The 12,070-nt window shown below is 70.3% G+C and carries 14 protein-coding genes; 11 read left to right on the top strand and 3 right to left on the bottom strand.

Translation table 11 applies throughout. The annotated features are described in order from the left end of the window. Positions 1-8 precede the first annotated feature (8 nt). Together hisG and N803_RS05850 are read left to right on the top strand one after the other, a co-directional pair. The gene (gene hisG / locus N803_RS05855) at positions 9-854 is read left to right on the top strand and encodes an ATP phosphoribosyltransferase (protein WP_035903239.1); all 846 of its coding nucleotides are present in this window, start codon (positions 9-11) and stop codon (positions 852-854) included. Next, complete coding sequence (locus N803_RS05850; RefSeq protein WP_052111841.1) at positions 851-1,327, top strand: PH domain-containing protein; 477 nt, start codon at positions 851-853, stop codon at positions 1,325-1,327. Before hisG ends, N803_RS05850 begins: the two co-directional genes overlap by 4 nt. Positions 1,328-1,343: 16 nt before the next feature. On the opposite strand, the gene N803_RS05845 is transcribed toward N803_RS05850, so the two are convergent. Continuing rightward, a complete protein-coding gene (locus N803_RS05845; RefSeq protein WP_156969668.1) occupies positions 1,344-3,164 on the bottom strand; it encodes an MFS transporter in 1,821 nt (606 codons plus the stop codon). Positions 3,165-3,173: 9 nt separating this feature from the next. Further along, positions 3,174-4,412, bottom strand: coding sequence for an FUSC family protein (locus tag N803_RS05840; RefSeq protein ID WP_084764064.1), 1,239 nt, complete (start codon positions 4,410-4,412; stop codon positions 3,174-3,176). Between the two features lie 35 nt (positions 4,413-4,447). On the opposite strand from N803_RS05840, the gene hisF reads away from it, so the two are divergent. Further along, on the top strand, positions 4,448-5,221 hold the full coding sequence (hisF, locus tag N803_RS05835; protein ID WP_035903237.1) for an imidazole glycerol phosphate synthase subunit HisF: 774 nt from the start codon (positions 4,448-4,450) through the stop codon (positions 5,219-5,221). A gap of 3 nt (positions 5,222-5,224) precedes the next feature. Here the strand turns inward: hisF and N803_RS05830 are convergent, their stop codons facing one another. Beyond that, positions 5,225-5,872, bottom strand: a complete 648-nt coding sequence (locus N803_RS05830; RefSeq protein ID WP_035903234.1) for a TIGR03085 family metal-binding protein — start codon at positions 5,870-5,872, stop codon at positions 5,225-5,227. 44 nt (positions 5,873-5,916) lie between these two features. On the opposite strand from N803_RS05830, the gene hisI reads away from it, so the two are divergent. Genes hisI through N803_RS05790 form a run of 8 tightly spaced genes read left to right on the top strand, consistent with a single transcriptional unit; the run spans position 5,917 to position 12,051 of the window. Then, entirely contained in the window at positions 5,917-6,276 is a 360-nt protein-coding gene (hisI, locus tag N803_RS05825) for a phosphoribosyl-AMP cyclohydrolase (protein WP_035903231.1), read from the top strand. Further along, complete coding sequence (locus N803_RS05820; RefSeq protein WP_035903230.1) at positions 6,273-7,835, top strand: anthranilate synthase component I; 1,563 nt, start codon at positions 6,273-6,275, stop codon at positions 7,833-7,835. The genes hisI and N803_RS05820 overlap by 4 nt, the downstream gene beginning before the upstream one ends. Continuing rightward, complete coding sequence (locus N803_RS17350) at positions 7,832-8,404, top strand: Trp biosynthesis-associated membrane protein (RefSeq protein WP_052111839.1); 573 nt, start codon at positions 7,832-7,834, stop codon at positions 8,402-8,404. The genes N803_RS05820 and N803_RS17350 overlap by 4 nt, the downstream gene beginning before the upstream one ends. A gap of 41 nt (positions 8,405-8,445) precedes the next feature. Then, positions 8,446-8,679: an HGxxPAAW family protein gene (locus tag N803_RS05810; RefSeq protein ID WP_035903227.1), complete on the top strand. Its 234-nt coding sequence runs from the start codon at positions 8,446-8,448 to the stop codon at positions 8,677-8,679. 10 nt (positions 8,680-8,689) lie between these two features. Continuing rightward, positions 8,690-9,556 (top strand): indole-3-glycerol phosphate synthase TrpC, encoded by an 867-nt coding sequence (gene trpC / locus N803_RS05805; protein WP_084764111.1) that lies wholly within the window; start codon positions 8,690-8,692, stop codon positions 9,554-9,556. Then, positions 9,553-10,761, top strand: coding sequence for a tryptophan synthase subunit beta (gene trpB, locus N803_RS05800; protein ID WP_035903226.1), 1,209 nt, complete (start codon positions 9,553-9,555; stop codon positions 10,759-10,761). The genes trpC and trpB overlap by 4 nt, the downstream gene beginning before the upstream one ends. Next, positions 10,754-11,569, top strand: coding sequence for a tryptophan synthase subunit alpha (gene trpA / locus N803_RS05795; protein ID WP_052111837.1), 816 nt, complete (start codon positions 10,754-10,756; stop codon positions 11,567-11,569). Before trpB ends, trpA begins: the two co-directional genes overlap by 8 nt. Further along, positions 11,566-12,051, top strand: a complete 486-nt coding sequence (locus N803_RS05790) for a MauE/DoxX family redox-associated membrane protein (RefSeq protein ID WP_035903225.1) — start codon at positions 11,566-11,568, stop codon at positions 12,049-12,051. Before trpA ends, N803_RS05790 begins: the two co-directional genes overlap by 4 nt. Positions 12,052-12,070: the final 19 nt, after the last annotated feature.

The raw sequence follows: 12,070 nt of genomic DNA, 5'->3' as shown, positions 1-12,070 counted from the left end.
GGCGAGCCATGCTTCGCATTGCCGTTCCCAACAAGGGATCCCTGGCCGACCCGGCAGCCGAGATGCTGCGCGAGGCCGGCTACCGCACCCGCCGCGACTCCAAGGAACTCGTCGTCAACGACGAGGCCAACGGCGTCGAGCTCTTCTATCTCCGCCCGCGCGACATCGCCGTCTACGTCGGTTCGGGCACCGTCGACTGCGGCATCACCGGTCGTGACCTCCTGCTCGACTCGGGCAGCGCCGCCACCGAGGTGATGACGCTCGGCTTCGGCGGTTCGACGTTCCGGTATGCCGGCCGCCCCGGTCATGTTGCGACCGTCACCGACATCGGTGGTCGCCGAGTGGCGACGAGCTACCCCGGGTTGGTGGAGAAGCACCTCGCCGACCACGGTGTGCAGGCGGAAGTCGTCCGACTTGATGGCGCCGTCGAGACCGCCATCACCCTCGGTGTCGCCGACGTCATCGCCGATGTCGTCGAGACCGGCGCGACCCTGCGCAGTCAGGGCCTCGAGGTCTTCGGCGACCCGATCCTGCGCAGCGAGGCGGTGCTCATCCGCCGCGATGGGAGTCACGAGGACTCGGCCATCGAGGTGCTCCGGCGCCGCATGCTCGGTGTCGTCACGGCGCGGCACTACGTCATGCTCGACTACGACGTTCCGGCGGCCTTCGTCGATGCCGCCTGCGCCGTGACGCCGGGGCTGGAGTCGCCGACCGTGTCGAGCCTGCAGAACCCGGACTGGAAGGCTGTCCGGGCCATGGTTCCTCGCACGGTGACGAACCGGGTCATGGACGAGCTCTACGAGTTGGGCGCGCGCGCCATCCTCGTGACCGACATCGCCGCGTGCCGCCTGTGACGTCCGAGGGCGCACCCGACCCGCAGCCCGTGTCGGCTCCGTCGCGCGAGCCGTTCCGGTCGCGCCGCGGTCGACTCATGGCGACCGTCATGGCCGTCGTCTCGATCGTCCTGTTCGCGCTCCTCGCGGTGCTCGTATCGGGCGTCGACGAGGGCGGCTGGGTCGTCGCGGACCGGGTCATGATGGCGGTCATCGGGGTCGGTCTGGCGCTCGTGCTGTGGCGGTGGGCCGCAGTCCGTGCGGTGCCGGACGACACCGGTCTGAACGTGCACAACCTCATCGGGCAACGCCATATCGCCTGGGACGAGATCGAGGACGTCACCTTCGACGACGGCGACCCCTGGGTGAGTCTGCATCTCAAGGACACCGAAACGGTTGCGGTCATGGCGATCCAGCGGGCCGATGGCCCCTCGTCGCGGGCCGAGGCCCAGCGTCTGGCCGACCTCGTCGCCGCATCGCGCCACCAGCCGTGACCCACATGCGACGCGCTCAGCGGACGGGTTCGCGGCGGGGATTGAGAAACAGTGCGGCTCCCAACTGGACCACCATGAGGCAGCCCAGCACGAGGAAGATCGCCGAGTAGCCGCCGGTGACGTCGCGGATGGCACCCATCGTCGTCGGGCCGAGTGAGGCGATGGTGTACGACACGAGGAAGGCCATGGCGGTGAGCCGGGCCGCGGCGGCCGGCGACACGGCATACCGGACGAGCAGGACGAGACCGATCGCGAAACTCGCGCCCTGAGCGGTGCCGAGCAGGATGGCCCACAGCCAGGGCGCGGCGTCGGGGGCGGCCCACACACCGAACTGGCCGGCGAGCCCGCACAAACAGGCGCCCACGAGCGGAATCCGCCAGTCTCGGACCCTGTCGGTGATCGCCGGGCCGACGAGCCCCGACACGAACTGGGCCCCGGTGAAGACCGACAAGAGCAGCCCGGCGTCCTGCGCCTCCCAGCCGTGCGCGACGTAGGTGGGCGAGAGCCAGGCCAGCGTCGAATAGAACTGCCACGACTGGATCGCGAGATAGCCGGCGACCAGCCAGGCGGTCGCGCTGCGCCACGGCAGGCGGTGGCTCGTGTCCGGCGGGTGACGGTCGTGGTCGCCGCCGCGGTGCACGGCTCGGTCCACCGGCAGCCACAGGACGAGACCGACGACGGCGATGACACCCCAGAAGCCCAGGGAGAGGTCCCAGTCGCCGAAGGCGTCGGCGAGCGGCACGGACACGCCCGCCGCGAGTGCGGCGCCGCCCATCATCGCGAACATCTGCAGGCCGGTGGCGAGCCCTGCGCGTCCGGCGGGAAAGGAACTCTTGACGATGCCCGGAAGCAGGGTTCCGGCGAGGGCGATGCCCGCCCCGGCGAGCAGGGTTCCGGCATAGAGCGCGAAGGCCTCGTGACCGACACCGCGCACGAGATTGCCCAGGGCCACGGCGACCATCGCCAGGGACGTGCACCGCGCGACGCCGAGACGCAATCCGAGGCGGGCGGACGCCGGCGCGAAGACGCCCATGCAGAGGACGGGGACGGTCGTCAGGACTCCGAGCCACACCGAGCTGAGGCCGAGGTCCTCGCGGATGCGGGGGAGGAGCGGAGGCACGGCGGTCATGAGCGTGCGCATGCTCAGCGCCACCGCGACGACGCCGATCACGATGAGCGCGAGGGAGGGACCGGCGCCGGCCACGTCGGCCGGTTCGTCGCGTGTCGCGTCGACGGTCCCGCTGGCGGCGTCCTCGTCGTCGACGCCGTCAATGCCGTCGGTGTCGAGGACGAGATCGGCCCGCGACTTCCCGGGGTGCGCCGAGTAGAGCTGACGCTCCTGGTCGGCCCACACGTCCCAGTGGGATGCGAAGACCTCGCCGTCGCGGGCGATCGCGCGGTCATGGCGCACCTCGTCGGGGGCCTCGACCCACACCGAAGCGGAGGCTGCGTCTCCGGCGATCGCGAACGCCCCGACGCCTTCGAGGATCACGAGGTCCGACTGCGGGACAGCTTGGGCCGGACCCGGGACATTCTCTTCCCAGTCCCAGGTCGGGTGGCTGGCCGGGTCGGCCTGCCGCCAGGCGTCGACGAGGGAGGCCCGGGCCAGGTCGACGGTCTCGAGGAGACCGGTCCATCCCTGGTGCATGTCGTCGACGTGGAGGACGAGGGCGCCGAGCTCGTCGCCCAACCGGCCGGCGAGTGTCGTCTTGCCGGAACCGCTGGGACCGTCGATGGCGATGAGCGTGACTGTGCCGCAACGGTTCCCGCGCGTCGTGACGAGTTCTCGCACCGCGTCGGCCAGCGTTTCGGAATCGGTCACCGGGTCGTTCAGCACTCAACCACCCTAGGGGTGGCGGATCTCACCGCTCATGGGCCGTCCCTCGTCATCGGGCTCATCGGGCTCGTGGTCGCCGTCCTCATCGTCGGCCGCGTCCGGGATGTCGTCGCGATCGTGTGCGTCATCGTCGTGGTGCGCCCACCCCTCGGAGTCGGGCACGACCGCGCTCGCCTCCTCGACGCTCAGGCCCGTGAGGACGAGCAGGTCGACGACCATCGACCGCACCTGCGCCCGGATCACCTCACCCGACAGCCCGGATGCGGGATCGATGGCGGCGCTGCGGACGGCAAGCCGGTTGAGCCCGGCGCGGGCCGCGGTCGGTTCGTGGCGTTCGTGGAGTTCGCGGGCGATGTCGTCACAGGACCGCGCCAGGTCGTAGAGCAGGGCTGTGTATGCCGGTGGGATCACTTCTCCGCGCCGGGTCGCCACGAGGGCGCGGCGGACGAGGACTCGCAGGTTGCGGATGGCCCGGTCGAGGGGTTCGAGGAGGTCGGCGATGGCCTGAGCTCCCGGCAGGTGGCGGCGCCGGAACGGTGAGAGCCGCACGACCGCCACGCCCTCGGAAGCGAGGTCCTGGAGTTCGTCGAGCATGCCCTCGGACGCGCGGGCCCGGCGGAGCACCCTGCTCGCCAGGTCGGCGTCGTCGGTGCGGATCACCCGGGTTGTCTCGGTGAGGATGGCCGAGATCTCCTGGACCACGCGGGCGGCCTTCTGGCGCGGTCGCTGGAGCCCGGTGGCCGGGACGAGAACGCTGATGACGAGGGCGACGACGCCGCCGATGACCGCGTCGAGCCAGCGCGTGAACGCCTGGCCGGGAGCGGCCAGCAACGTCGTGATGATCGCAGCCTGCACCCCGGCCTGGATCGTGAGCAATAGGCCGGCACCGACGAGCGAGGCGACCGTCATCGCGAGCACGACGACGACCAAGACCTGGATCACCCCGGTGCCGAAGACGTGCGAGAAGACGTCGCCGATGAACACACCCAGAGCGACCCCGATCATCACCTCGACGGCGCGACGAACCCGCTGCCCGTAGGACATGCCGAGCGTGATGATCGCCGTCACCGGAGCGAAGAACGGCAGCCGGTGGTCGAAGACGTCGCCAGCGAGCCACCACGCGAGGGCGGCCCCCACGCCGCACTGGAGGATGAAGGCGAGCCGGCTCGACAACCGGTCGGTCCGGATTCGCGCCTCGGTGCGCGAACGCCGAGCGACGCGGCCAGGCAGGTCGGCGGCGGACGGCATACGGCTCATCATTCCCTGCCGGATAACCTGCCACCGTGAGCGTCGCCATCCGTGTCATCCCGTGTCTCGACGTCGATGCCGGACGCGTCGTCAAGGGTGTGAACTTCGAGAACCTCCGTGACGCGGGCGACCCGGTCGAGCTGGCGCGCAGCTATGGCGATCAGGGCGCCGACGAGTTGACCTTCCTCGACGTCACCGCGAGCAGTGGCGACCGGGCGACGACCTATGACGTCGTGCGCCGCACTGCGGAGCAGGTCTTCATCCCGCTCACCGTCGGTGGGGGCGTGCGCACCGTCGACGACGTCGACCGCCTCCTGCGCAGCGGCGCGGACAAGGTCGGTGTCAACACCGCCGCCATCGCCCGGCCGGAACTCATCGCCGAGACGGCCGACCGCTTCGGCTCCCAGGTGCTCGTCCTCTCTGCCGACGTGCGCCGTCGCCCGGGCGATGAGGGCGTCCCGACCGACGACGTCGAGGTGACGACGCACGGCGGTCGACAGGGCACCGGACTCGACGCGATCGAGTGGTGCGTGCGGGCCGCCGAACTCGGCGCCGGCGAGATCCTGCTCAACTCGATGGACGCCGATGGCACCAGGGCCGGGTTCGACCTCGACCTCATCGCGCGCGTCCGTCGCGAGGTCTCCATCCCGGTCATCGCGAGCGGTGGCGCAGGTGCCGTCGAGCACTTCGCGCCCGCGGTCCACGCGGGTGCTGACGCAGTCCTCGCGGCGAGCGTCTTCCATTTCGGCGACCTCACGATCGGCGACGTCAAGGGCGCCCTGCGCGCCGACGGCTTCCCCGTTCGCTGACCCTCAGAGCCCGAAGCGGGCGGTCTCGAATGCGGTGACCGCCTCGGGGGGCCCACTCACCTCGATCTCCGCGACGTTCCTTCTCCCGTATGCCGTGAGCAGGAGTTCCAGCGGAGCTCCCGTGACGCGGACGGTCTCGTCCCCGCCGCGCACCGTGAGGGTGTTGCGCCCGGGCGCGCGCAGTTCCACGCCCACGGGCACCCGGCGGAAGAGGATGCGGCCCATGCGGGACAGCAGCGCCCAGACGGCCGCCTCGAGGTGGGCATCCGGCTCGCGGCGCGGGCCCGGTGCACCGTCGCCGCGGAGCACGTCCTCGTGGTGGACGACCATCTCGGCGAAGTTCACGGCGTTGTCGACGGCCGGAAGCTGGGTGGGGTGCCAGCCGGGGGGTCCGGAACGGACGGCCTCGACGAGATCGGCCCAGGGCTGGGCGGCGATGCGGGCCTGCTCGCGCTCGGTGCGGTCCTTGAGGAAGGGGACCCAGATGCCCGAGGCGAGGTCCGGACGACCCTCGCGGACGACGAGGTGCGCCGCGAGGTCCCGGGTGGTCCACGGCATACACAGGGTTGGTGCGTCGGGACCGACGCGCTCGAAGGTGTCGCAGAGGTCGAAACGTTCTCTGCGTGCGATGTGCCCGGCGCCTGTCGACATGGACCCATCCTCTCGCCAAAACCCCGGCGCGGCACAATGATCGCGTGCCCGATCTCGACCCAGCCGTGTCCGACCGTCTCCGCTTCGACGACCGCGGCCTCGTGGCCGCGATCATCCAGCAGCACGACAGCGGTGAGGTCCTCATGCTCGGCTGGATGGACGCCGAGGCCCTGCGCCGCACTCTCACCGAGGGGCGCGTGACGTTCTGGTCGCGCAGCCGTCAGGAGTACTGGCGCAAGGGCGACACCTCCGGGCACGCCCAGTTCGTGAAGTCCGTGGCACTCGACTGCGACGGTGACGCCCTGCTCGTGCGGGTGGAGCAGGTCGGCGCGGCGTGCCACACCGGCGACCGCACCTGCTTCGACGTCGGTGCCCTCGACGTCGTCGTCGGGGAGGCCTCGTGACCGCTCGACCCCAACCGACGCCGGAGCTCGGCTTCGGGACGACCTGGCCCTCGCTCGACGTCTTCTCGGTGTTGGCCCAGGACCGCCGGGTCATCCCCGTCGTGCGCCGTCTCATGGCTGACGCCGAGACTCCGGTCGGTCTCTATCGCAAGCTCGCCCAGAGCCGCCCCGGTACCTTCCTGCTCGAGTCGGCCGAGCACGGGGGAGTGTGGTCGCGCTACTCCATCGTCGGGGTGGCGAGCCGCGCCACCCTCACCGAGAAGGACGGCGAGGCGCACTGGATCGGTGAGCCACCGGTCGGTGTCCCCACGGCCGGTCTGGCCACGGAAGCGTTGCGGGACACCGTCGCTGCGCTCGCGACCGACCCGATTCCCGGGCTTCCACCGCTCACCGGCGGCATGGTCGGCATGATCTCCTACGACGCAGTGCGTCGATGGGAGAGGGTTCCGGCGACGACGCCCGACGTGCTCCACCTCCCCGAGATCGCGATGATGCTCGCCACGGATCTGGCCGTGCTCGACCACGCCGACGGCTCCGTGCTGCTCATCGCCAATGCGATCAACTACGACGCCACCGACGAGCGGGTCGAGGAGGCGTGGGCCGACGCCGTCGCCCGCCTCGACACCATGACGCACGACCTCGCCGCAGCCGCCGAGAGCACCGTGGCCCTCGTGGAGCCCGGGGTCGTCGACACGGCACTCGAGACCGTCACCGGCAACCTCTCGCGTGACGACTACGAGCGCCTGGTCGATTCCGCCAAGGAGGACATTCGGGCCGGCGAGGTGTTCCAGGTCGTCCTGTCACAACGCTTCTCGATGCCCTGCGAGGCCGACGCCCTCGACGTCTACCGCGCCCTGCGGGCCGGAAATCCCAGCCCCTACATGTACCTCTTCCGGTTCACGCGACCGGACGGGACGGCATACGACGTCGTCGGCAGTTCGCCGGAGGCGCTCGTCAAGGTGACGGGCACGCAGGCGATCACCCACCCCATCGCCGGGTCGCGTCCGCGCGGCAAGTCTCCCGAGGACGACGTGCGATTGGCCGAGGACCTCCTCGCCGACCCCAAGGAGCGGTCCGAGCACGTCATGCTCGTCGACCTCGGACGCAATGACCTCGGGCGCGTGTGCCGACCCGGGACCGTCGACGTCGTCGAGTTCATGGACGTGCGCCGCTACAGCCACGTGATGCATCTCGAGTCGACCGTGGTGGGCGAGCTGCGTGACGGTGTTGCGGCCTATGACGTCCTCGTGTCGACGTTCCCGGCCGGGACGTTGTCCGGCGCGCCGAAACCACGGGCCCTCTCGCTCATCGAGCAGTACGAACCATCGCGTCGGGGGGTCTATGGCGGTGTCGTGGGCTACCTCGACTTCCACGGCGACCTCGACATGGCCATCGCCATCCGCACGGCACTCATCGACGGCGGGACCGCGCACGTCCAGGCCGGCGCGGGGATCGTCGCCGACTCCGTCCCACGCAACGAACACGAGGAATGCGTCGCCAAGGCCACGGCGGTCCTGCGCGCCGTCGCGACCGCCTCGGCCCTGAGGAAGGTGCCGTGAGCGTCCTGCGCCGTCGAGGTGTCCTCGTCCTGATCACCGTCCTCGGTGCCTTCCTCGTCGTCGTGACGGCGTCGCGGACCTGGGTGACCGGATCCGTGGATGACGTCGTGCTCGGTGCGACGTCGGTCTCCGCGACCGGAGCCGAGGCGGCCAGTGGCGTCGTGGCACTCGCCCTGGTCGTCCTTGCTGGGGCCATCGCCTCCGCCACGGCCGGTCCTCGCGCTCGGATCGTGGCGCTGGTCCTCACGGCCCTGGCCGTGCTGGCGGGCCTGGCGTCGGTGGGTCGCGTCCTCCTCGATCCGGACGGTGTCCTCGGCCCGATCGCCGCTGCCGCGGCCGGACGCACGGGGTCGCTGGAGACGCACTCGAACGCCAACGGATGGCCCTGGGCCGCGGCGGTCGGATTCGCCCTCGCCGGCGCGGCGCTCGCAGGGCTCGTCCGGACGCCGAAGGCGACGCCGGGACTGTCGTCGCGCTACGAGGTTCCCGGGCGGGTGGCCACCAGCGACTGGGACCAGTTGACGGCGGGCGACGATCCCACCGATGTCGGCCCCGAACCGCGCACCTGACACAATGACCCGCGAACCCACATCTTCCCTGGAGGCATTTCATGGCTGAGCACGACGATGACAACCACGGCCACAGTCTGGCCGCTTGGGTTCTGGTCGGTGTCGTCCTCCTGGGCTGCCTGATCGTCTCGATCGCATTCATCATCCCGAACACGGCACTCGGCATCGCCGGCGTCGTGGTGATCCTTGCGGGTCTCATCGCCGGCAAGGTGCTCGCCCTGGCGGGCCACGGCATCAATGGTGCTGCGGTTCGCGGCGACAGCCACGTCTCCTGAGTCGGTTCGCATGAGCACCGTGCTCGACTCCATCGTGGCCGGTGTGCGCGAGGACCTCGCGCAGCGGCAGGACCGCGTGAGCCTCTCCGACCTGGAGCGCCGCGTCTCTGACCTGCCCGGGGCACTGGATGCCGAGGCGTTGCTGCGCGCCGACGGCCTGTCACTCATCGCCGAGGTCAAGCGGGCGAGCCCGAGCAAGGGGGCGCTCGCTGAGATCGCCGATCCCGCGGCCCTGGCGGACATCTATGCGGCCGCCGGCGCCACCGCGATCAGTGTTCTCACCGAGCAGCGTCGGTTCGGCGGGAGTCTCGACGACCTCGACGCCGTGCGCGCCGCCGTCCGGGTTCCGGTGCTCCGCAAGGACTTCATGGTCACCGACTATCAGATCTGGGAGGCGCGGGCGCATGGCGCCGACATCGTGCTCCTGATCGTCGCGTCGCTGACCGACGCAGAGCTCGTGCGCATGCACACGCTCGCCCAGGATCTCGGCATGACGGCTCTCGTCGAGGTCCACGACGAGGGTGAGACCCAGCGCGCCGTCGACGCCGGAGCCCGGGTCATCGGCGTCAACGCCCGCAATCTCAAGACCCTCGAGATCCACCCCGACACGTTCTCGCGGCTCGTCCCGCTCATTCCACCGGGCATCGTCACGGTGGCGGAGTCCGGCATCCGCGGTGCCGACGACGCAGCCATGTATGCCGCACAGGGCGCCGAGGCGGTCCTCGTCGGCGAGACGTTGGTGCGCGGCGACGACCCTGCTGCGGAGGTGCGGGCCATCATCGACGCCGGTTCGGCCGCCCGTCTCGGTCTGTCAACAGGCGCCGCCTTCGGGACTCCGTCCCCGTCCGCGGACAGCACACCCTCGGGCGCGTCATGACGGCCGGACGTTTTGGCGCGTTCGGTGGTCGCTACGTGCCAGAAGCGCTCATCCCTGCGCTCGAGGAGCTCGACAGGGCACGGCTCGAGGCCATGCAGGACCCGACGTTCCTCGCCGAGCTCGACACCCTGCACCGCACCTACACCGGGCGTCCGAGCATCATCACCGAGGTGCCGCGCTTCGCCGCACACGCCGGCGGTGCCCGGATCATCCTCAAGCGTGAGGACCTCAACCACACCGGCTCGCACAAGATCAACAACGTCATCGCCCAGGCGCTGCTGACCAAGCGCATGGGCAAGACGCGCGTCATCGCCGAGACCGGGGCCGGTCAGCACGGTGTCGCCACGGCGACCGCTGCGGCCCTCATGGGCCTGGACTGCGTCGTCTACATGGGCAAGGTCGACACCGAGCGGCAGGCACTCAACGTCGCGCGCATGCGGATGCTCGGCGCCGAGGTCGTCGCCGTCGAGCACGGCAGCGCCACCCTCAAGGACGCCATCAACGAGGCCCTGCGTGACTGGGTCACCAACGTCGACCACACGCACTACCTCATCGGGACCGTGACGGGTCCCCACCCATTCCCCGAGATGGTGCGGGACTTCCACCGGATCATCGGCGTCGAGGCGCGCGAGCAGGTTCTCGAACTGACCGGGCGCCTGCCCGATGCGGTCGTGGCCTGTGTCGGCGGGGGCTCGAACGCCATGGGTATCTTCCACCGGTTCATCGAGGACGAGGGCGTGCGACTCGTGGGCGTCGAGGCCGGGGGAGAGGGTCTCGACGGTCGGCACGCGGCCCGCTTCGCGTCGGCCGTGCCCGGCGTCCTCCACGGCGCCATGAGCTACCTCATGCAGGACGAGGACGGTCAGACGGTCGAGTCCCATTCGGTCTCCGCGGGGCTGGACTATCCCAGCGTGGGACCCGAGCACTCGTTCCTGCGGGACAGCGGCCGGGCGGACTATGTCTTCGCCACGGACGACGAGGCCATGGAGGCTTTCGCCCTGCTCTGCCGCACCGAAGGCATCATTCCCGCGCTCGAGTCCTCCCACGCACTCGCCGGTGCCCTTGTCCTCGGACGTGAGCTCGGACCCGACGGCATCATCCTCGTCAACCTGTCAGGACGCGGTGACAAGGACATGCACACGGCCGCCGAGTGGTTCAACTTGGTGGACGGCGGCAAGGGCGAGTCGGGAGGGTCCTGTGGCTGAGTCGAGCCTTGGCGTGGGCGACGTCCTCGCACGCTGCCGTGCCGAAGGGCGCGCGGCGCTCATCGGCTACCTCCCCGTCGGCTTCCCGGATGTCGAGGGATCGATCCGGGCCATGGTGGCGATGGTGGAGTCCGGTGTGGACATCGTCGAGGTCGGACTCCCGTACTCCGACCCCCTCATGGACGGCCCCGTGATCCAGCACGCCGTCGAAGCCGCCCTCGCCGGCGGCACGCACGTGATCGACGGCTTCCGGGCGACCCGGGCAATCCGCGACGCGGGTGCCCCCGCGCTGGTCATGAGCTATTGGAACCTCATCCTTCGGCGCGGGGCCGATCGGTATGCCGCGGAGCTGGCCGCCGCTGGCGGCGCCGGCCTGATCACCCCCGACCTCATTCCGGACGAGGCGGAGGAATGGATCGCGGCGAGCGAACGAGAGGGTCTTGATCGCGTCTTCCTCGTCGCGCCGAGTTCGACGCCGGAGCGGCTCTCGCGTGTCACCGACGCCTGCCGTGGCTTTGTCTACGCGGCTTCCACCATGGGGGTCACCGGCGAGCGGACGAGTGTCGGCTCGGCGGCTCGCGACCTCGTCGACCGCACCAAGGCGGTCACCGACCTGCCCGTGTGTGTCGGCCTCGGGGTCTCGAACGGCGACCAGGCTGCCGAGCTGGCCCAGTACGCCGACGGCGTCATCGTCGGCACGGCCTTCGTCCGGGCACTTTCGGGCGAGGGGGAACTCGAGGCACGCCTTGACGCGTTGCGGGAGTTGACGACCGATCTGGCCAGGGGAGTGAGGGAAGGGGCGAGGTGAACACTCGTGTCGCGGACGGCCTCGGGCTGATCGCCCGTCTCGTCCTCGGCGCAGTCTTCCTCGTCGCGGGTGGCCTCAAGGTCACCACGCCCGAAGCGCTCGCCAAGGCCACTCAGGCCTATCAGGTGCTCCCTCACGACCTGGCGGCCTACGTCGGCTACGCACTGCCCACGATCGAGATCGTCCTCGGGTTGCTGCTCGTGCTCGGGCTCTTCACGCGCATCTCGGCCGCCATCACCTCCCTGCTGCTCGTCGCGTTCATCATCGGCATTGCGCAGGCATGGGAGCGCGGGCTGACCATCGATTGCGGTTGCTTCGGCGGCGGCGGAGCAGTCTCCGCCGAGGACACGTCGTACCTCCCGCGGATCCTCGAGGATCTCGGACTGCTGGCATGCGGTCTCTGGCTCTCGTGGCGTCCGACCTCTTTCCTGTCCCTTGACCGGCTCCTGTTCGGTGCCGGTGCATCCGACCCCACCAGCTGATCCCGAGGAGCACGACCAC

This window comes from Knoellia subterranea KCTC 19937 (genome assembly GCF_000768685.1).
GTDB classification, from domain to species: domain Bacteria; phylum Actinomycetota; class Actinomycetes; order Actinomycetales; family Dermatophilaceae; genus Knoellia; species Knoellia subterranea.
The sequence above is the reverse complement of the archived record's forward strand: the minus strand, read 5'-3'. Positions and strand labels throughout refer to the sequence as shown.

Coding starts and splice junctions, on each gene's coding strand:
- hisG (WP_035903239.1), top strand. CDS start 9: ATGCTTCGCATTGCCGTTCCCAACAAGGGATCCCTGGCCGACCCGGCA.
- N803_RS05840 (WP_084764064.1), bottom strand. CDS start 4,412: ATGCCGTCCGCCGCCGACCTGCCTGGCCGCGTCGCTCGGCGTTCGCGC.
- N803_RS05830 (WP_035903234.1), bottom strand. CDS start 5,872: ATGTCGACAGGCGCCGGGCACATCGCACGCAGAGAACGTTTCGACCTC.
- N803_RS05810 (WP_035903227.1), top strand. CDS start 8,446: ATGGCTGAGCACGACGATGACAACCACGGCCACAGTCTGGCCGCTTGG.
- trpC (WP_084764111.1), top strand. CDS start 8,690: ATGAGCACCGTGCTCGACTCCATCGTGGCCGGTGTGCGCGAGGACCTC.
- trpB (WP_035903226.1), top strand. CDS start 9,553: ATGACGGCCGGACGTTTTGGCGCGTTCGGTGGTCGCTACGTGCCAGAA.